The following is a 20,762-nucleotide window of genomic DNA, read 5'->3' as shown; positions in this document are numbered from 1 at the left end:
CATGCAAGACAAATACCAACACACCGAGGTCGAGCGCGCCGCGCAGGCCCACTGGACGGCGCACGACGCCTACCGCGTGACCGAAGACGCCGGCAAGAAGAAGTTCTATGCCTGCTCGATGCTGCCCTACCCCAGCGGCAAGCTGCACATGGGCCATGTGCGCAACTACACCATCAACGACATGCTCACGCGCCACCTGCGCATGAACGGCTACAACGTGCTCATGCCCATGGGCTGGGACGCCTTCGGCCTGCCCGCCGAGAACGCCGCCATGAAGAACGGCGTGCCGCCTGCGCAGTGGACCTACGACAACATCGCCTACATGAAGAAGCAGATGCAGGCGATGGGGCTGGCCATCGACTGGAGCCGCGAGGTCGCCACCTGCGACCCCGACTACTACCACTGGAACCAGTGGCTGTTCCTGAAGATGCTCGAAAAGGGCATTGCCTACCGCAAGACCCAGGTCGTCAACTGGGACCCGGTGGACCAGACCGTGCTGGCCAACGAGCAGGTCATCGACGGCAAGGGCTGGCGCACCGGCGCCACCGTGGAAAAGCGCGAGATCCCGGGCTACTACCTCAAGATCACCGACTACGCGCAGGAGCTGCTGGATTCGGTCACGGGCGACAAGCTGCCGGGCTGGCCCGAGCGCGTCAAGCTGATGCAGGAGAACTGGATCGGCAAGAGCGAGGGCGTGCGCTTTGCGTTCCCGCACGACATCCGCGGCGACGATGGCGCGCTGATCGGCGGCGGCAGGATGTACGTGTTCACCACGCGCGCCGACACCATCATGGGCGTGACCTTCTGCGCGGTGGCGCCCGAGCACCCGCTGGCCCAGCACGCCGCGCGCAGCAACGCGCAGCTGGCCGCCTTCATCGAGGAATGCAAGAGCGGCGGCACGACCGAGGCCGAACTGGCCACGCAAGAGAAGAAGGGCATGGCCACGGGCCTGACGGTCACGCACCCGCTGACCGGCGAGCCGGTCGACCTGTGGGTGGGCAACTACGTGCTCATCGGCTATGGCGACGGCGCCGTGATGGGCGTGCCCGCGCACGACGAGCGCGACTTTGCCTTTGCACTCAAATACGGCATCGAGATCAAGCAGGTGGTGCTGGTCGACGGCGAGCATTTCGATTACCAGCAGTGGAACGACTGGTATGGCGACAAGGGTGCCGGCGTCACCATCAACTCCGACAGCTTCAGCGGCCTGCCCTACCAGGAGGCCGTCAACGCCGTGGCCCACGCGCTCGCGCAAAAGGGCCTGGGCGAGAAAAAGACCACCTGGCGCCTGCGCGACTGGGGCGTGAGCCGCCAGCGCTACTGGGGCACGCCGATCCCGATCATCCACTGCGACGAGCACGGCGCCGTGCCCGTGCCGGAAAAGGATCTGCCGGTGGTGCTGCCCACCGACTGCGTGCCCGACGGCTCGGGCAACCCGCTGCACCACCACGAAGGCTTCCATGCCGGCGTGGTCTGCCCGGTCTGCGGCAAGGCCGCGCGGCGCGAGACCGACACCATGGACACCTTCGTCGACAGCTCGTGGTACTTCATGCGCTACTGCGACCCGAAGAACACCGAGGCCATGGTGGCCGAAGGCGCCGACTACTGGATGCCGATGGACCAGTACATCGGCGGTATTGAGCATGCCATCCTGCACCTGCTGTACGCGCGCTTCTGGACCAAGGTCATGCGCGACCTGGGCTTGGTCAAGGTCGACGAGCCCTTCACCAAGCTGCTCACGCAGGGCATGGTGCTCAACCACATCTACTCGCGCCGCACCGACAAGGGCGGCAAGGAGTATTTCTGGCCGCACGATGTCGAGCACGTGTTGGGCGATGACGGCAAGGTCATCGGCGCCCGGCTCATCCACGCCGTGGGCGACCTGCCCGTGGGCACGGCCATCGACTACGAGGGCGTGGGCACCATGTCCAAGTCCAAGAACAACGGCGTCGACCCGCAGGACCTGATCGAGAAGTACGGCGCCGACACCGCGCGCCTCTACACCATGTTCGCTTCGCCGCCCGAGGCCACGCTCGAATGGAACGACTCTGCCGTCGAAGGCAGCTACCGCTTCCTGCGCCGCGTATGGAACTTCGGCATCAAGCTCTCTGCTATCGATCAAGGAGCTGCAAGCGCAAGCGTGGCGGGCGCTAACAGCCTGAAAGACGTGGAGTTTGGCAAGGAGGCCAAAGCCCTGCGCCTGGAGATCCACACCGTGCTCAAGCAGGTGGACTACGACTACCAGCGCATGCAGTACAACACCGTGGTCTCGGGCACGATGAAGATGATCAACGCGCTCGAAGACTTCAAGGCCATGGACTCGGCCGGCGCGCAGGTGGCGCTGATCGAGGGCTTCGGCATCCTGCTGCGCTGCCTCTACCCGGCCACGCCGCACGTGGCGCACAGCCTGTGGAGCACGCTGGGCTACGACCGGGCGCTCGGCGAGCTGCTCGACGCACCCTGGCCGCAGGTCGACCCCGCGGCGCTGGTGCAGGACGAGATCGAGCTCATGCTGCAGGTCAACGGCAAGCTGCGCGGCTCCATCCACGTCGGCGCCCAGGCCGACCGCGCCGAGATCGAGCGCGTGGCCCTGGCCAGCGAGGCGTTTGCCAGGCAGGCGGGCGGCGCGGCGCCGAAAAAGGTCGTGATCGTGCCCGGCCGCCTCGTCAACGTGGTGGTCTGAACATGGCCGCCCGTCCCACCGCCCTGGCTTCTGCGGCCCGCACCGGCGGTGCGCTGCCCCGGCGCACGCTGCTGGCGCTGTGGCCGGTGCCGCTGTTGGCCGCCTGTGGCTTTCGGCTGCGCGGCGTGCCCGAGTTCACGTTCCGCTCGCTCTACATCGCCGCCCCTCCGGGCTCGCCGCTGGCGCGCGAGCTGAGGCGCACGCTCGCAGGCGCGGGGGGCGCGCTCAAGGTCATCACCGAACCGGCCAGAATGCCGGAGGCCGAGGCCATCATGGACCTGCTCTCCGAGCAGCAAGAGCGCTCGGTCGTGGGCCTGAATGCGTCGGGCCAGGTGCGCGAACTGCAGCTGCGCCTGCGCATCCGCTTCAAGCTGCGCACACCGGCCGGCGCCGAGCTGATCCCCGACACCGAGCTGCTGCAGCAGCGCGACGTGAGCTACAACGAAACCATCGCGCTGGCCAAGGAGGCCGAAGAGGCGCTGCTCTACCGCAACATGCAGACCGACCTGGTGCAGCAGCTGCTGCGCCGGCTCGCGGCCGTGCGAGCGCAGTGAGCGGTATTGGCTGCTGCATGCTATTGAAAAAAGAGCTTTCAACGCTTGCTGGTAAAGCGTCTAAGCCTGATTTGATCCCTATTCGGTAGCGCCATGCACATCGCCCTGAACCAGCTCGCCGCGCACTTGCACAAAGGCCTGCGCCCGCTCTACACCCTGCACGGCGACGAGCCGCTGCTGCAGCAGGAGGCGGCCGACGCCATCCGCGCGCAGGCGCGCGCCCAGGGCTACACCGAGCGCAGCAGCTTTGCCGTGGCCGGCGCGCATTTCGACTGGAGTGCGGTGCTGGCGGCCGGTGGCAGCCTGAGCCTGTTCGCCGACCGGCAGATCATCGAGATCCGCATCCCCTCGGGCAAACCGGGCAAGGACGGCAGCGCCGCGCTGCAGCAGATCGCGCAGGCCGCGGCCGGCAACGACAGCACGCTCACGCTGGTGCTGCTGCCGCGCCTGGACAAGGCGACCAAGACGGGTGCCTGGTTCTCGGCGCTCGAGAACAACGGCGCGACCGTGCAGATCGACCCGATCGATCGCGCCGCGCTGCCGCAGTGGATCGCCCAGCGCCTGGCCGCGCAGGGCCAGCGCGTGGCGGCGGGCGAGGAGGGCCAGCGCACGCTCACGTTCTTTGCCGACCGCGTCGAAGGCAACCTGCTGGCCGCGCACCAGGAGATCCAGAAGCTCGCGCTGCTGCACCCGCCGGGCGAACTCGGCTGGGCGCAGGTCGAAGCGGCCGTGCTCAACGTGGCGCGCTACGACGTGTTCAAGCTGTCCGAGGCCGTGCTCGCCGGCCAGCTGCTGCGCGTGCAGCGCATGCTCGACGGCCTGCAGGCCGAGGGCGAGGCCGCCGTGCTCGTGCACTGGGCGCTGGCCGAAGACATCCGGGGCCTCAAGCGCGTGAAGGACGCAATGAACGCCGGCCGCCCGTTGCCGATGGCGCTGCGCGAAAACCGCGTCTGGGGCGCGAAGGAGCGCCTGTACGAGCGGGTGCTCACGCACCTGACGGACGCCAGCGCGGCGCGCCTGCTGCAGTCCGCGCACCTGGTCGATGGCATCGTCAAGGGGCTCAAGGTGCCCGACTGGCCGCAGGACCCCTGGCAGGCCCTGCAGCGGCTGGCGCTGCAGCTGGGCCGCGCCAGCGCCGGGGCGGCCCGGCGCGGGTAAGGCACACGCGCCGGTGGGGGCGCGGGGCGCGGCGGCTATTTGCCGTCGTCGAGCACAAAGGTGACCTGCATGTTCACCCGGTACTTGGTGATGCGGCCGCCTTCGATCGACACCTTCTGTTCCTTGATCCACGCCCCGCGCACATTGGAGATGGTGTCGCAGGCCCGGGAGATGCCCTGGTTGATGGCATCCTCGAAACTGGTGGTGCTGGTGGCACTGACCTCAATGACTTTGGCGACACTCATGGCGGGCTCCGGAAAGTGGGGGAGCCCTCATGCTAGGAGCGGTGCGGCCGCGTCCCTGTCGGACAAGCGCGCCTTGTGCCGTAGCCGGCGGGGCCGCCTTTCGCCCGCCATCGCCGGGGCGCTTTGGCGAGGGGCAGGGCACGGCGCGGCAGCCACGGGGTATCTGCGGCAAAATCACGCCATGAACGCCCTCCACGTCAGCGAATACACCCAGACCCTTGGTTTACAGGCAAAAGCGGCTTCAGCCCTGATGGCCAAAGCGCCTGCAGCTATCAAAAACAAAGCATTGAAGGCGTTGGCCCGGCTGCTGCGCGCACAGACCGGGGCGCTTCAGGCCGACAATGCGCGCGACCTCGAGCGCGCCCGCGCCGCCGGCCTGGCCGAGCCCCTGGTGGACCGGCTCAAGCTCACGCCGCAGGTGCTGGAGACCTGCGCCCAGGGCTGCGAACAACTGGCCGCCATGCCCGACATCATTGGCGAGGTGCTGGGCATGAAGCAGCAGCCCAGCGGCATCCGCGTGGGCCAGATGCGCGTGCCGATCGGCGTCTTCGGCATGATCTACGAGAGCCGGCCCAACGTGACCATCGAGGCGGCTTCGCTCTCGATCAAGAGCGGCAACGCCTGCATCCTGCGCGGTGGCTCCGAGGCGATCGATTCGAACAAGGCGCTCGCCCAGCTGGTGCAGCAGGCGCTGGCCGAGGCCGGCCTGCCGCAGGACGCGGTGCAGCTGGTGCAGACCACCGACCGCGAGGCCGTCGGCCAGCTCATCGCCATGCCGCAGTACGTCGACGTGATCATCCCGCGCGGCGGCAAGGGCCTGATCGAGCGCATCAGCCGCGAGGCCAAGGTGCCCGTGATCAAGCACCTGGACGGCAACTGCCACACCTACGTCGACGACCCCTGCGATCTCGCCATGGCCGTGGCCGTGGCCGACAACGCCAAGACCAGCAAATACAGCCCCTGCAATGCCAGCGAGGGCCTGCTGGTGGCCGCGGGCGTGGCGGCCGAGTTCCTGCCGCGCATCGGCGCGGTCTACGCTGAAAAAGGCGTTGAAATGCGCGTGTGCCCCGCCAGCCGGGCGCTGTTGGCGGCGGTTTCAGGAGCGAAGCTGGTCGACGCCACCGAGCAGGACTGGTCCGAGGAGTACCTCGCGCCCATCATCTCGATCCGCGTGGTGGCGGGGCTGGACGAGGCCATCGCGCACATCAACCGCTATTCGAGCCACCACACCGACGCCATCCTCACGCGCGACCACATGCACGCCCAGCGCTTCCTGCGCGAGGTCGATTCGGCCAGCGTCATGGTCAACGCCAGCACGCGCTTTGCCGACGGCTTTGAATACGGCCTGGGCGCCGAGATCGGCATCAGCACCGACAAGTTCCATGCGCGCGGCCCGGTCGGCATCGAAGGGCTGACCTCGCTCAAGTGGGTGGTGCTGGGCGAGGGCGAAGTGCGGGCCTGAGGGGCCGACGCACCCGCGCACCGCCCCAGCTTCCGACACCAAGCCGTGAAAATCATCATCCTGGGGGCCGGCCGCGTGGGCCAGAGCGTCGCCGAGAGCCTGGTCTCCGAGCGCAACGACATCACCGTCATCGACACCGACGCCGCGCGCGTGCGCGAACTCGAAGCGCACCTGGACTTGCGCGCCGTGGTCGGCAACGGCATCGACCCGGCGGTGCTGGCCGAGGCCGGGGCCAACGACACCGACCTGCTCATCGCCTGCGCCGCGCAGGACGAGACCAACCTGGTGTGCTGCAAGGTCGCGCAGCTGCTGTTCAACGTTCCGGCGCGCATTGCGCGCGTGCGCTCCTCGGGGTTCGACCCCGGCGGGCCGCTGGCCGGGCCGGACGGCTTTGCCGTCAGCGTGATCTGCCCCGAGGCGTCGCTCACGCGCTATATCGCCAAGCTCATCGAGTACCCCGAGGCCATGCAGGTGCGCGAATTTGCCGGTGGGCGTGCCTGCCTGGTGGCCACGCGCGCACGTGCCGGCGCGCCGATGGTCGGCCTCACCATCGCCCAGGTGCGCGCGGCCACGCCCCACGTGGCCATGCGCGTGGTGGCCATCTACCGGCGCTTTCCCGAAGAGCCCGACCGCTTCGTCGCCTGCAGCGGCGCCACGCGCATCGAGCCCGGCGACGAGGTCTTCGTGCTGGCGGCGCGCGAGCACCTGCCGTTCGTGCTCGCTTCGCTGCACCGGCGCGAAGGCCAGCCGGCGCGCGCCGTGCGCCGCATCATGGTCGCCGGCGGCGGTGACGTCGGCCTGCGCCTGGCGCTGCAGCTGGGCGCCGAGCCGGGGCGTTTCCATGTCAAGCTGATCGAATCCGACCCGCCGCGCTGCATCGCGCTGGCGTCGGCGCTGCCCTCGCAGGTGCTGGTGCTGCAGGGCGATGCCACCGACGAAAAGCTGCTCGAAAGCGAGAACATCGAGGAGGTGGACCTGTTCCTGGCGCTCACCGACGACGACGAGAACAACATCATGTCGAGCCTGCTGGCCAAGCGCATGGGCGCGCGGCGCGTGCTCGCGCTGATCCACCGGCGCAGCTATGCCGACCTGATGCATGGCACGCAGATCGACATCGCCCTCTCGCCCGCGCAGGCCATGCTGGGTGAGCTGCTGGCCCACGTGCGCCGCGGCGACGTGCAGGCCGTGCACAGCCTGCGCCGCGGCGTGGCCGAGGCGCTGGAGATCGTGGCGCGCGGCGACCGCAAGAGCTCTCGCGTGGTCGGGCGCAAGGTGAGCGAGCTGCGCCTGCCCGGTGACGTGCACATGGGCCTGATCGTGCGCGGCCTGCCCGAGCCGGGCGCCGCGCCGCTGCCGGGAGCGCCGGCCGCGCCGCCCCAGGTCATCATTCCGCGCAGCCATACCCAGATCGAGAGCAACGACCATGTGGTCTTCTTCCTGCCGCACAAACGCCTGGTGCGCGATGTCGAGCAGCTGTTCCGCGTGAGCGCCACGTTCTTCTGACACGCTCGCCGACGGCGCCCGGCCATGATCGACCTTCTTCCCGTCCTGCGCGTGCTGGGCATGCTCACGATGCTGTTTGCGCTCTCCATGGGCGTGCCGCTGGCGGTGTCCTGGTTTGCGCAGGACGGCGTCTGGCAGGTGTACCCCGTGGCCATGGGGGTCACGCTGCTGGTGGGCGCCAGCCTGGTGGTGGGGCTGCGCCGCTACAAGCGCGAGCTGCAGCCGCGCCATGGGGTCATGCTGGTGTCGCTGGTGTGGGCGCTGCTGCCGCTGTTTGCCATGCTGCCGCTGATGCTGGCCTGCCACCAGGTGGGGCGGCCGCTGTCGTTCACCCACGCCTACTTCGAGGCGGTGTCGGGCCTGACCACCACGGGCGCGACCGTGCTCTCGCAGCTCGACACGCTGCCGGTCTCGGTGAACGTGTGGCGCACCTTCATGCAGTGGATCGGCGGCATGGGCATCCTGATTTTGGCCGTGGCGGTGCTGCCGCTGCTGGGCGTGGGCGGCGCGCAGCTGTTCAAGGCCGAGGCCGCGGGCCCGGTCAAGGACACCAAGCTGACGCCGCGCATGACCGAGACGGCCAAGGGCCTGTGGGGCGTGTACGCGCTGTTTTCCGTGCTCTGCGCGCTGGCCTACTGGGCCGGTGGCATGGCGCCGCTGGACGCACTGATGCACATGTTTTCCACGGTGAGCCTGGGCGGGTTGTCGTCGCACGACGCGAGCTTTGCCTTCTTCCAGTCGCCGCTGCTCGAAGGCATTGCACTGGTGTTCATGCTGCTGGCCAGCTGCAACTTCGCGCTCTACTTTGTCGCGCTGCGCAAGGGCCACTGGCGCGGCTTCTGGCGCGACCCGGAAATGCGCGCTACCTGTGTGGCGCTGCTCGGCGGCGGGCTGCTGGTGGCCGTGCTGCTCTGGGCCAAGGGCGTGTATGGCCCGCTCGACGCGCTGCGCTACGGCGTGTTCCATGTGGTCTCGGTGGCCACGACCACGGGTTTTTCCACGGTGGACTACCTGGCCTGGCCGGTGTTTGCGCCGGTCTTCATGCTGATGCTCTCGGGCGTGGCGACCAGCGCCGGCTCCACGGGCGGCGGCATCAAGATGGTGCGCATGCTGATCCTGCTCAAGCAGGCGCGGCGCGAGCTCACGCGCCTAGTGCACCCGAACGCGGTGCAGCCGGTGCGCCTGGGCGGCGCGGTGGTCGAGTCGCGCATGATCTTCTCGGTCATGGCCTTCATGCTGGTCTATGGCGGCACGGTCGTCGTGCTCAGCATGGCGCTGATGCTGACCGACCTCGACCCACTGACCGCCTTCAGTGCCGTGCTGGCCAGCGTCAACTGCACCGGGCCAGGCCTGGGAAGCATCGGCCCCGCGTCGAACTACGCGCTGCTCACCGACTTCCAGACCTGGGTGTGCACGCTGGGCATGCTGCTCGGACGCCTGGAAATCCTGAGCTTCATGGCCTTGCTGACGCCCGCATTCTGGCGCCGCTGAGCGGCGCGCGCCGCCCGCTGGCGGCCCTGCCGGGAACGCCAGCGGGCAGGGCGACTCCCTACAATCGCTGCTAACGTCTTAGAAGGCCTTCCCATGGTTCCGCACCTCATCACGGCCCTCACCGGGCCCATCAACGAGCTAGAGCAGCGCATCATCGACTCCATGCCGGCCACCGAGCGCTGGTTCCGGCTCGAGTGGATGGAGCACACGCCGCCGTTCTATACCTCGGTGGACATCCGCAACGCCGGCTTCAAGCTCGCGCCTGTGGACACCAACCTGTTTCCGGGCGGCTGGAACAACCTCACCCAGGAGATGCTGCCGCTGGCCGTGCAGGCCGCGATGGCGGCCATCGAGAAGATCTGCCCCGAGGCGCGCAACCTGCTGATCATTCCCGAAAACCACACGCGCAACAGCTTCTACCTGAGCAACGTGGTGCAGCTGCAGCGCATCTTCAACATGGCTGGGCTCAATGTGCGCGTGGGCTCGATCAGCCCCGAGGTCAAGAAAACCACCGTCATCGAGCTGCCCACGGGCGAGAGCGTGACGCTCGAGCCGGTGCAGCGCAATAGGGGCCGCCTGGGGCTGAAGAACTTCGACCCCTGCACCATCTTGCTCAACAACGACCTGTCGGCCGGGCCGCCCGGCATCCTCGAAGACCTGCACGAACAGTACCTGCTGCCGCCGCTGCACGCGGGCTGGAGCGTGCGCCGCAAGAGCAACCATTTCCGCAGCTACGAAGAGGTGGCCAAGCGCTTTGGCAAGCTGCTGGGCATCGACCCCTGGCTCATCAACCCCCTGTTTGGCAAGTGCGGCGAGATCGATTTCACCGAGGACACGGGGCTGGAGAACCTGCAGACCCAGGTCGACGCGCTGCTGTCCAAGGTGCGGCGCAAGTACAAGGAATACGGCATCAACGAAAAGCCGTTCGCCATCGTCAAGGCCGACAACGGCACCTATGGCATGGGCATCATGACGGTGCACGACGCCAAGGAACTGCAGACGCTCAACCGCAAGTCGAAGAACAAGATGGCCGTCATCAAGGACGGCCAGCCCGTGCACGACCTCATCATCCAGGAGGGCGTGCTGACACGCGAGCGCGTGCACGAAGCCGTGGCCGAGCCCGTGGTCTACATGATGGACCGCTACGTCGTCGGCGGCTTCTACCGCATGCATGCCGACCGCGGCGTGGACGAAAACCTCAACGCACCGGGCGCGAGCTTTGTGCCGCTGGCCTTTGACCACAGCACCCACATGCCGCAGCTGGGCGCGCGCCCTGGCGCCAGCGCGCCCAACCGCTTCTATATGTATGGCGTGATCGCGCGCCTGGCCATGCTGGCCGCCAGCTACGAGCTCGAAGCCACCGACCCCGACGCCGAGGTCTACGACTGAAGCGGGCGGCGCCGGCGTCCGGCGCACCGCCAGTTGTTGCGCTGCAACATTGTGAAAAGGCCCGCGCCCGTGCGTCCGGGCCAACGGGCACAATGGCAACCCCCAATAACAGAGCCCCGCCAGCGCCCAGACCGGTCGGTGCGCAGCGGAAATGGCAGTGGAAAACTCTAAATCCTCCCTGGGTGTGCTGATGCTGGGCGCCATCGGTGTCGTCTACGGCGACATCGGCACCAGCGTGCTGTACTCCGTCAAGGAGGTGTTTGGCTCGGGCCATGTGCCGTTCACGTCCGACAACGTGCACGGAATCTTGTCCATCTTCTTCTGGACGCTCACCGTCATCGTCTCGCTCAAGTACGTGGTGCTGGTGCTGCGCGCCGACAACCATGGCGAGGGCGGCCTGGTGGCGATGCTGGCGCTGGCATCGCAGACCGTCAAACACCAGCCGCGGCTGCGCAAATGGCTGCTGCTGGTGGGCATCTTCGGCACCTGCCTGTTCTATGGCGATGGTGTCATCACCCCGGCCATCACGGTGCTCGGGGCGGTCGAGGGGCTGGAGGTCATCTCGCCCACGTTCAAGCAATACGTGGTCCCGCTCACCCTGGTCATTCTGCTGTTGCTGTTCATGGTGCAAAAGCGCGGCAGCGCGAGCATCGGGCGCTTTTTCGGGCCGGTGATGGTGCTGTGGTTCGTCGCCATCTCCGCGCTCGGCCTGTACAACATTGCCGACAACCCGCGCATCCTGTGGGCCATCAGCCCGCACTATGCGCTGCGCTTCATCTACGAGCACCCGGGCATCACCTTCATTATTCTGGGCGCCGTGGTGCTGTGCGTGACCGGCGCCGAGGCGCTGTATGCCGACATGGGACACTTCGGGCGGCGCCCGATCCGTGTGACCTGGTTTGCCGTCGTCATGCCGGCACTCACGCTGAATTACTTCGGCCAGGGTGCGCTGCTGCTCAAGCGTCCCGAGGCCGTCAAGAACCCGTTTTTCATGATGGCCCCCGAGTGGGCCCTGGTGCCCATGGTGCTGCTGGCCACCGTGGCTGCCGTGATCGCTTCGCAGGCGCTGATCTCGGGCGCTTTCAGCGTGACCAAGCAGGTCATCCAGCTGGGCTACCTGCCGCGCTTGCGCGTGCTGCACACCAGCGTCAAGGAGGCCGGCCAGATTTATCTGCCCTTCGTCAACTGGGCCCTGTTCGCCATGATCGCGATGGCGGTCGTCATGTTCAAGTCGTCGAGCGCGCTGGCCTCGGCCTACGGCATCGCCGTGACGACCGACATGCTGATCACCACCATCCTCACCTTCTTCGTCATCCGCAACGCCTGGCGCCTGCCCCTGGCGTTGAGCCTGGGTGCCACGGCTTTCTTCTTTGTCGTGGACTTCGCGTTCTGGGCTTCGAATCTGCTCAAGCTGTTCGAGGGCGGCTGGTTCCCGCTGGTCATCGCCAGCGCCATCTTCATTCTGATGAAAACCTGGGAGGACGGGCGCCGCCTGATGCGCGCCGCCTTCGCCAGCGATGCCCTGGGCCTGTCCGAGTTTTTGGAGTCGGTGTTCGTCAGCCCGCCGGTGCGCGTGGACGGCACCGCCGTGTTCCTGACCGCCGAGCGGGGCACCGTACCCAACGCGCTGCTGCACAACCTCAAGCACAACAAGGTGCTGCATGCGCAAAACCTGTTCGTCACGGTGCACAACCACGAGGTGCCCTGGGTCGAGGGCGATGCGCGCGTGCAGCTACAGGCGCTGGGCCACAACTGCTGGCAGGTGGTCGTCCACTATGGCTTCATGGACGACCCCGACCTGCCGCGCGCGCTGGCCCTGTTGCGCGGGCGCGGCTGTGAGCTCGAGCCCATGGGCACCAGCTACTTCCTCTCGCGCGACACGGTCATTCCCACCGTGGGCACGGGCATGGCGCCGTGGCGCGAGAAGCTGTTTGCCCAAATGCACCACAACGCCAGCGGCGCGGCCGACTTTCTGCACCTGCCCAACAACGCCGTGGTGGAACTGGGCTCCAAGATCGAGATCTGATGCCCGGACAGCGCAGATTTTGGGTGTTTTCCGCCGCCAGCCCTTATAGATAAAGCGCCTGCAGCTATGGATTGCATAGTGAAAAAGCGGCGGCGGTCGGGGTGTGCCGGGCGGTGCCAGAATCGGCCACCATGCATTTTTTCAAAGACTTGAGCCTTTCGGCCTTCACGGCCGGCTTTGTGGCCGTGCTGGTGGGCTTCACCAGTTCGGTGGCCATCGTGTTCCAGGCGGCGCAGGCGTTCCACGCCACGCCGGCGCAAATCACTTCGTGGATGTGGGCGCTGGGCCTGGGCATGGGCCTGTGCTCGCTCGTGCCCTCGCTGTGGCTGCGCAAGCCGGTCATGGTGGCCTGGTCCACGCCCGGCGCCGCGGTGCTGGCCACGGCGGGACTCGCCGGAGGCTTCAGCATGGCCGAGGCCGTCGGTGCCTTCATGGTGTGCGCCGCCCTGATCACCGCGGCCGGCGCCACAGGCTGGTTCGAGCGCGTGATGAACCGCATCCCCATGGAGATCGCTGCCGCTCTGCTGGCAGGCGTGCTGGCGCGCTTTGGCCTGCAGGCCTTCGCGGCCGCCCAGACGGCCCTGCCGCTGGTGCTGCTGATGCTGGGCACTTACCTGGTCGCGCGCCGCCTGTGGCCGCGCTACGCCGTGGTGCTCACGCTGGCCGTGGCCATCGCCTATGCCGCCTTGCGCGGGCAGATGGCTTGGTCGGCCGTGTCGCTGGAACTGGCCATGCCGCAGTTCACGGCCCCCGAATTCAGCTGGAGCGCCCTGGTCAGCCTGGCGCTGCCGCTGTTCGTGGTCACCATGGCCTCGCAGAACCTGCCCGGTGTTGCCGTCATCCGGGCGTCGGGTTACACGCTGCCGATCTCCCGGCTCATCACGCTCACGGGCGTGGCCACGCTGGTGCTGGCGCCGTTCGGCGCCTTCGCGCTCAACTTCAGCGCCATCACCGCCGCCATCTGCATGGGCCCGGAGGCGCACGAAGACCGCAGCAAGCGCTACACGGCGGCCGCGTCCTGCGGCGCTCTCTATATAGTGGTCGGCATCTTTGGCGCGGTCATCACGGGGCTGCTCACCGCCTTCCCGAACGAGCTGGTCGTGGCCATCGCGGGCCTGGCGCTGCTGGGCACCATCGGCAACGGCCTGTCCGTCGCCCTGCGCGACGAGCCGCACCGCGAGGCCGCGCTGATCACGTTCCTGGTCACGCTCAGCGGCGTGGCCATCGCCGGTGTCGGTTCGGCCTTCTGGGGTGTGGCGGCCGGCAGCCTTGCGCTGTTTGTGCAACAGTACGCGCGTCGGCCGGCTCCGCGCTAGCGCGAAAGCGCCGCACGGGCCCTGCAACTGCCCCCGGTCAGCGCACCAGGGCTTCCCTTCGATCCATTTTTTGCCCATCCATGAAACTGTTGTTCATCGCCGATCCGCTGGAAGCCTTCCAGATCTACAAAGACACCACCTTTTCCATGATGCGCGAGGCGCAGCGCCGCGGCCACCGCATTGCCGCTTGCCAGCCGCAGGACGTGATGTGGGAGCGCGGCGGCCTGGTGCAGGCCCATGTGCGCGACGTCACGCTGACCGGAGACGAAGAGGCCTGGTTCACCGTAGAACAAGAGCGCGCCGCTGCACTGGCGTCGTTCGACGCGGTGCTGATGCGCAAGGACCCCCCGTTTGATAGCGAGTATTTCTATGCCACGCACCTGCTCGAACAAGCCGAGCGCGACGGTGCACGGGTCTTCAACCGGCCGCGCGCCCTGCGCGACCACCCGGAAAAGCTCGCCATCATGGAGTTCCCGCAGTTCATTGGCCCCACGCTGGTCACACGCGACGCGCGCGACATCCAGCGTTTTCATGCCGAGCACCGCGACATCATCCTGAAACCACTCGATGGCATGGGCGGCATGGGCATCTTTCGCGTGGGGCCCGATGGCCTGAACCTCGGCAGCATCACCGAAACACTCAACCGGGGCGGTACGCAAAGCCTGATGGTGCAGAAATTCCTGCCGGAGATCGTGGACGGTGACAAGCGCGTCCTGGTCATTGGCGGCAAGCCAGTCCCCTATTGCTTGGCGCGCATTCCCCAGGGCAGCGAAGTGCGCGGCAACCTGGCGGCGGGCGGCAAGGGGGTGGCGCGGCCCCTGTCGGCACGTGACATGGAGATCGCCAACGCCCTCGGCCCTGTCCTCCAAGAGCGCGGCTTGCTGCTGGCGGGGGTGGATGTGATTGGCGACTGCGTCACCGAGATCAACGTCACCAGCCCCACCTGCTTCCAGGAGATCCAGCAGCAGACCGGATGCGATGTGCCTGCGTTGTTCATGGATGCGCTCGAAGCGGCAGTGGGCACAAAAAACCTCGAAAATCTTGCCCGCTCCTCCAAACCGGTGCTATAGTTGCGGGCTTCGCTGCACGGAAGTTCTTTTTTAAAGAAGTTGCGTGCCAGCCGGACCCGGGGGTTGAAGAGCCCGGGTTCTGGCGTGAAAAGCGATCTTGCTGCAAGCGGCGAGAAAAAATCTTCAAGTTTTGAGAAAAGCCGGTGAAAACCCGGTATATAATTCAAGGCTTCGCTCAACGGAGGTGCTGCCAAGCAGCTCTTCTGGAAGGCGGGAAAGACAGAGTGGTTAATAACCACAATGTTGACAGGGGATTAAAAACCCTGTTATAATTCAAGGCTCAGCTGATCGCGGCTAAGTCGGCAGAAAAGAAAGACTCCGGTCTGACGGATCTGCCAGGAACCTTAAAAATATACAGCCGATAAGCGTGGGCGTTTGAAGGCGATTGCCAAGTTCTTTGGAACTCAAGTCGCAAGACTTTAAACGCTCATGAGAGTAAAGAAGTGAAGTTCACTTCAATTCTTGATTTTTTGAGTGGCCCCGCAAGGGGCAAAAAACACAAGATCGAACTGTAGAGTTTGATCCTGGCTCAGATTGAACGCTGGCGGCATGCCTTACACATGCAAGTCGAACGGTAACAGGTCTTCGGATGCTGACGAGTGGCGAACGGGTGAGTAATACATCGGAACGTGCCCGATCGTGGGGGATAACGCAGCGAAAGCTGTGCTAATACCGCATACGATCTACGGATGAAAGCAGGGGACCCGCAAGGGCCTTGCGCGGACGGAGCGGCCGATGGCAGATTAGGTAGTTGGTGGGATAAAAGCTTACCAAGCCGACGATCTGTAGCTGGTCTGAGAGGACGACCAGCCACACTGGGACTGAGACACGGCCCAGACTCCTACGGGAGGCAGCAGTGGGGAATTTTGGACAATGGGCGAAAGCCTGATCCAGCCATGCCGCGTGCAGGATGAAGGCCTTCGGGTTGTAAACTGCTTTTGTACGGAACGAAAAGGTCTTCTCTAATAAAGAGGGCCCATGACGGTACCGTAAGAATAAGCACCGGCTAACTACGTGCCAGCAGCCGCGGTAATACGTAGGGTGCAAGCGTTAATCGGAATTACTGGGCGTAAAGCGTGCGCAGGCGGTTATGTAAGACAGATGTGAAATCCCCGGGCTCAACCTGGGAACTGCATTAGTGACTGCATAGCTGGAGTGCGGCAGAGGGGGATGGAATTCCGCGTGTAGCAGTGAAATGCGTAGATATGCGGAGGAACACCGATGGCGAAGGCAATCCCCTGGGCCTGCACTGACGCTCATGCACGAAAGCGTGGGGAGCAAACAGGATTAGATACCCTGGTAGTCCACGCCCTAAACGATGTCAACTGGTTGTTGGGAATTCACTTTCTCAGTAACGAAGCTAACGCGTGAAGTTGACCGCCTGGGGAGTACGGCCGCAAGGTTAAAACTCAAAGGAATTGACGGGGACCCGCACAAGCGGTGGATGATGTGGTTTAATTCGATGCAACGCGAAAAACCTTACCCACCTTTGACATGTATGGAAGATCGCAGAGACGCGATTGTGCTCGAAAGAGAGCCATAACACAGGTGCTGCATGGCTGTCGTCAGCTCGTGTCGTGAGATGTTGGGTTAAGTCCCGCAACGAGCGCAACCCTTGCCATTAGTTGCTACATTCAGTTGGGCACTCTAATGGGACTGCCGGTGACAAACCGGAGGAAGGTGGGGATGACGTCAAGTCCTCATGGCCCTTATAGGTGGGGCTACACACGTCATACAATGGCTGGTACAAAGGGTTGCCAACCCGCGAGGGGGAGCTAATCCCATAAAGCCAGTCGTAGTCCGGATCGCAGTCTGCAACTCGACTGCGTGAAGTCGGAATCGCTAGTAATCGTGGATCAGAATGTCACGGTGAATACGTTCCCGGGTCTTGTACACACCGCCCGTCACACCATGGGAGCGGGTTCTGCCAGAAGTAGTTAGCCTAACCGCAAGGAGGGCGATTACCACGGCAGGGTTCGTGACTGGGGTGAAGTCGTAACAAGGTAGCCGTATCGGAAGGTGCGGCTGGATCACCTCCTTTCTGGAAAACTGCAATTCAATTTGAACGCCCACACTTATCGGTTGTTGGAAGAAGTCGCTGCAAAGCGGCGGGTGCGATAAGTGCCTGTCGACGGCAGTGGCCGGCTTGGGTCTGTAGCTCAGTTGGTTAGAGCACCGTCTTGATAAGGCGGGGGTCGGTGGTTCGAGACCACCCAGACCCACCAAGTGCTGCAGTCCAGGGGCGACACGACAATGCGATTCCTGGGGGATTAGCTCAGCTGGGAGAGCACCTGCTTTGCAAGCAGGGGGTCGTCGGTTCGATCCCGTCATCCTCCACCAACCAACACGATGCGCCCGCAAGGGCGGTGAATCAACACCAAAGCAGCTTTGCAAAAGGCTGCTTTGATGTTGATCGATATCAATCGATCAATCGGCTGTTCTTTAAAAATTCATAGAGTCGAATCAGCGTTGCTGATGGAAACTGCACATTCGTAAAGGTTTAGTGCAGACCGTGCCATCAGCAACAAGAATTTTTGATTGCGTCAAAACGAATATTCAAACTAGCTTTGAAATTCAAAAGTAATACGATGAAGGCTCGAAAGAGCCGTAGTTGATTACGGCATAACGCGCCGGGTGAAAGACCTGGCAAGTCCTTGAAAGAAAATGGAGATGTTTCGTTAAGAGACGTCAAAGTTATAGGGTCAAGTGACTAAGAGCATGTGGTGGATGCCTTGGCGATGATAGGCGACGAAAGACGTGATAGCCTGCGATAAGCTTCGGGGAGCTGGCAAATAAGCTTTGATCCGGAGATTTCTGAATGGGGAAACCCACCCTTCGGGGTATCGCAACCTGAATACATAGGGTTGCGAGGCGAACCGGGTGAACTGAAACATCTCAGTAGCTCGAGGAAAAGACATCAACCGAGATTCCGAAAGTAGTGGCGAGCGAAATCGGACAAGCCTTGCAGTGATAGCACGACGGTTAGCAAAATGGGATGGAAAGCCCGGCCATAGCAGGTGATAGCCCTGTATGCGAAAACCGACATGTGGTACTAGGCTGCAGACAAGTAGGGCGGGACACGAGAAATCCTGTCTGAATATGGGGGGACCATCCTCCAAGGCTAAATACTCATCATCGACCGATAGTGAACCAGTACCGTGAGGGAAAGGCGAAAAGAACCCCGGGAGGGGAGTGAAATAGATCCTGAAACCGCATGCTTACAAAAAGTAGGAGCCTCGCAAGGGGTGACTGCGTACCTTTTGTATAATGGGTCAGCGACTTACATTCAGTGGCAAGGTTAACCGAATAGGGAAGCCGTAGAGAAATCGAGTCCGAATAGGGCGAACATAGTCGCTGGGTGTAGACCCGAAACCAAGTGATCTATCCATGGCCAGGATGAAGGTGCCGTAACAGGTACTGGAGGTCCGAACCCACTAGTGTTGCAAAACTAGGGGATGAGCTGTGGATAGGGGCGAAAGGCTAAACAAACTTGGAAATAGCTGGTTCTCTCCGAAAACTATTTAGGTAGTGCCTCAAGTATTACCGTCGGGGGTAGAGCACTGTTTAGGCTAGGGGGTCATGGCGACTTACCAAACCTATGCAAACTCCGAATACCGACGAGTACAGCTTGGGAGACAGAGCACCGGGTGCTAACGTCCGGACTCAAGAGGGAAACAACCCAGACCGCCAGCTAAGGTCCCTAAAATTGGCTAAGTGGGAAACGAAGTGGGAAGGCTAAAACAGTCAGGATGTTGGCTTAGAAGCAGCCATCATTTAAAGAAAGCGTAATAGCTCACTGATCGAGTCGTCCTGCGCGGAAGATGTAACGGGGCTAAGCCAGTTACCGAAGCTGCGGATGTGCAATTTATTGCACGTGGTAGGAGAGCGTTCTGTAGGCCTGTGAAGGTGTCTGGTAATGGATGCTGGAGGTATCAGAAGTGCGAATGCTGACATGAGTAGCGTTAAAGGGGGTGAAAAGCCCCCTCGCCGTAAGCGCAAGGTTTTCTACGCAACGTTCATCGGCGTAGAGTGAGTCGGCCCCTAAGGCGAGGCAGAGATGCGTAGCTGATGGGAAACAGGTCAATATTCCTGTACCGATCAATAGTGCGATGTGGGGACGGAGAAGGTTAGCTCAGCCAACTGTTGGATATGTTGGTTCAAGCCTGTAGTCGTGCCCGGTAGGCAAATCCGCCGGGCTAAGATGAGGGGTGATAACGAGTCTGCTTGCAGACGAAGTGAGTGATACCCTGCTTCCAGGAAAAGCCACTAAGCTTCAGCTATTGACGACCGTACCGCAAACCGACACTGGTGCGCGAGATGAGTATTCTAAGGCGCTTGAGAGAACTCTGGAGAAGGAACTCGGCAAATTGATACCGTAACTTCGGGAGAAGGTATGCCCCAAGTAGGTGAACTTGAACAAAGGGAGCCCAAAGGGGTTGCAAAAAATCGGTGGCTGCGACTGTTTAATAAAAACACAGCACTCTGCAAACACGAAAGTGGACGTATAGGGTGTGACGCCTGCCCGGTGCTGGAAGATTAAATGATGGGGTGCAAGCTCTTGATTGAAGTCCCAGTAAACGGCGGCCGTAACTATAACGGTCCTAAGGTAGCGAAATTCCTTGTCGGGTAAGTTCCGACCTGCACGAATGGCGTAACGATGGCCACACTGTCTCCTCCAGAGACTCAGCGAAGTTGAAATGTTTGTGATGATGCAATCTCCCCGCGGAAAGACGGAAAGACCCCATGAACCTTTACTGTAGCTTTGTATTGGACTTTGAACAGATCTGTGTAGGATAGGTGGGAGGCTTTGAAGTGTGGTCGCTAGATCACATGGAGCCAACGTTGAAATACCACCCTGGTGTGTTTGAGGTTCTAACCCAGGTCCCTTATCGGGATCGGGGACAGTGCATGGTAGGCAGTTTGACTGGGGCGGTCTCCTCCCAAAGCGTAACGGAGGAGTTCGAAGGTACGCTAGTTACGGTCGGACATCGTGACGATAGTGCAATGGCATAAGCGTGCTTAACTGCGAGACTGACAAGTCGAGCAGATGCGAAAGCAGGACATAGTGATCCGGTGGTTCTGTATGGAAGGGCCATCGCTCAACGGATAAAAGGTACTCTGGGGATAACAGGCTGATACCGCCCAAGAGTTCATATCGACGGCGGTGTTTGGCACCTCGATGTCGGCTCATCTCATCCTGGGGCTGTAGCCGGTCCCAAGGGTATGGCTGTTCGCCATTTAAAGAGGTACGTGAGCTGGGTTTAAAACGTCGTGAGACAGTTTGGTCCCTATCTTCCGTGGGCGCTGCAGATTTGAGGAAGCCTGCTCCTAGTACGAGAGGACCGGAGTGGACACACCTCTGGTGTATCGGTTGTCACGCCAGTGGCATTGCCGAGTAGCTAAGTGTGGAAGAGATAACCGCTGAAAGCATCTAAGCGGGAAACTCGTTTCAAGATGAGATCTGCCGGGGGCTTGACCCCCCTAAAGAGTCGTTCAAGACCAGGACGTTGATAGGCTGGGTGTGGAAGTGCAGCAATGCATTAAGCTAACCAGTACTAATTGCTCGTGCGGCTTGACCCTATAACTTTGATCAAATCGATCAAGGTCGTTATGCCAAGTTGACGCAGTCAAATAAAACAAGCTGATTCCAAACTCTATGAATTCGCCCGGTTGATCCAAAGATCAGCCAGGCACCCAGTTATGCCTGATGACCATAGCAAGTCGGTCCCACTCCTTCCCATCCCGAACAGGACAGTGAAACGACTTCGCGCCGATGATAGTGCGGGTTCCCGTGTGAAAGTAGGTCATCGTCAGGCTCTTACAGCCCAGTCGCGCCCCCCTCAGCAATGAGGGGGGCGTTTCTGC

The 20,762-nt window shown here is 63.0% G+C and carries 11 protein-coding genes, 2 tRNA genes and 3 rRNA genes; 15 read left to right on the top strand and 1 reads right to left on the bottom strand.

The window, feature by feature from the left end; translation table 11 throughout:
* The first annotated feature begins 1 nt into the window (after position 1).
* The 3 genes from leuS (at position 2) to holA (ending at position 4,395) form a co-directional block, all read left to right on the top strand.
* Positions 2-2,683, top strand: a complete 2,682-nt coding sequence (gene leuS / locus B2J86_RS16455; RefSeq protein WP_173026150.1) for a leucine--tRNA ligase — start codon at positions 2-4, stop codon at positions 2,681-2,683.
* A 53-nt stretch (positions 2,684-2,736) separates the two neighbouring features.
* The gene (gene lptE, locus B2J86_RS16450) at positions 2,737-3,237 is read left to right on the top strand and encodes an LPS assembly lipoprotein LptE (RefSeq protein ID WP_173026161.1); all 501 of its coding nucleotides are present in this window, start codon (positions 2,737-2,739) and stop codon (positions 3,235-3,237) included.
* Positions 3,238-3,330: 93 nt separating this feature from the next.
* Entirely contained in the window at positions 3,331-4,395 is a 1,065-nt protein-coding gene (holA, locus tag B2J86_RS16445) for a DNA polymerase III subunit delta (protein ID WP_173026149.1), read from the top strand.
* Between the two features lie 35 nt (positions 4,396-4,430).
* Here holA and B2J86_RS16440 read toward each other — a convergent pair whose 3' ends face one another.
* Positions 4,431-4,640 carry a dodecin family protein gene (locus B2J86_RS16440; protein WP_169169938.1) on the bottom strand — a complete coding sequence of 70 codons (210 nt, stop codon included), beginning with the start codon at positions 4,638-4,640 and terminating at the stop codon, positions 4,431-4,433.
* A 181-nt stretch (positions 4,641-4,821) separates the two neighbouring features.
* On the opposite strand from B2J86_RS16440, the gene B2J86_RS16435 reads away from it, so the two are divergent.
* From B2J86_RS16435 to rrf, 12 genes are all read left to right on the top strand, one after another.
* Positions 4,822-6,102, top strand: a complete 1,281-nt coding sequence (locus B2J86_RS16435; protein ID WP_169169937.1) for a glutamate-5-semialdehyde dehydrogenase — start codon at positions 4,822-4,824, stop codon at positions 6,100-6,102.
* A 45-nt stretch (positions 6,103-6,147) separates the two neighbouring features.
* On the top strand, positions 6,148-7,605 hold the full coding sequence (gene trkA, locus B2J86_RS16430) for a Trk system potassium transporter TrkA (RefSeq protein ID WP_169169936.1): 1,458 nt from the start codon (positions 6,148-6,150) through the stop codon (positions 7,603-7,605).
* Positions 7,606-7,629: 24 nt separating this feature from the next.
* Positions 7,630-9,096 (top strand): TrkH family potassium uptake protein, encoded by a 1,467-nt coding sequence (locus B2J86_RS16425; protein ID WP_173026148.1) that lies wholly within the window; start codon positions 7,630-7,632, stop codon positions 9,094-9,096.
* A gap of 93 nt (positions 9,097-9,189) precedes the next feature.
* Entirely contained in the window at positions 9,190-10,485 is a 1,296-nt protein-coding gene (gene gshA, locus B2J86_RS16420) for a glutamate--cysteine ligase (protein ID WP_169169934.1), read from the top strand.
* A gap of 157 nt (positions 10,486-10,642) precedes the next feature.
* On the top strand, positions 10,643-12,511 hold the full coding sequence (locus B2J86_RS16415) for a potassium transporter Kup (RefSeq protein ID WP_371736589.1): 1,869 nt from the start codon (positions 10,643-10,645) through the stop codon (positions 12,509-12,511).
* A 131-nt stretch (positions 12,512-12,642) separates the two neighbouring features.
* Positions 12,643-13,827 carry a benzoate/H(+) symporter BenE family transporter gene (locus B2J86_RS16410; protein WP_173026146.1) on the top strand — a complete coding sequence of 395 codons (1,185 nt, stop codon included), beginning with the start codon at positions 12,643-12,645 and terminating at the stop codon, positions 13,825-13,827.
* 80 nt (positions 13,828-13,907) lie between these two features.
* Positions 13,908-14,897, top strand: coding sequence for a glutathione synthase (gshB, locus tag B2J86_RS16405; RefSeq protein ID WP_173026145.1), 990 nt, complete (start codon positions 13,908-13,910; stop codon positions 14,895-14,897).
* Positions 14,898-15,403: 506 nt separating this feature from the next.
* Positions 15,404-16,938, top strand: a 16S ribosomal RNA gene (locus tag B2J86_RS16400).
* A 107-nt stretch (positions 16,939-17,045) separates the two neighbouring features.
* Positions 17,046-17,122 (top strand) — tRNA-Ile (locus tag B2J86_RS16395).
* A 39-nt stretch (positions 17,123-17,161) separates the two neighbouring features.
* Positions 17,162-17,237: transfer RNA gene (locus tag B2J86_RS16390), tRNA-Ala, on the top strand.
* Positions 17,238-17,597: 360 nt separating this feature from the next.
* A 23S ribosomal RNA gene (locus tag B2J86_RS16385) occupies positions 17,598-20,477 on the top strand.
* A 123-nt stretch (positions 20,478-20,600) separates the two neighbouring features.
* Positions 20,601-20,713: ribosomal RNA gene (gene rrf, locus B2J86_RS16380) — 5S ribosomal RNA — on the top strand.
* The 16S, 23S and 5S rRNA genes sit together here with 2 tRNA genes alongside, the layout of an rRNA operon.
* Positions 20,714-20,762: the final 49 nt, after the last annotated feature.

The organism is Acidovorax sp. SRB_14, from assembly GCF_012932145.1.
Classification (GTDB): domain Bacteria; phylum Pseudomonadota; class Gammaproteobacteria; order Burkholderiales; family Burkholderiaceae_C; genus Simplicispira.
This window is presented reverse-complemented; position numbering and strand designations above follow the sequence as displayed.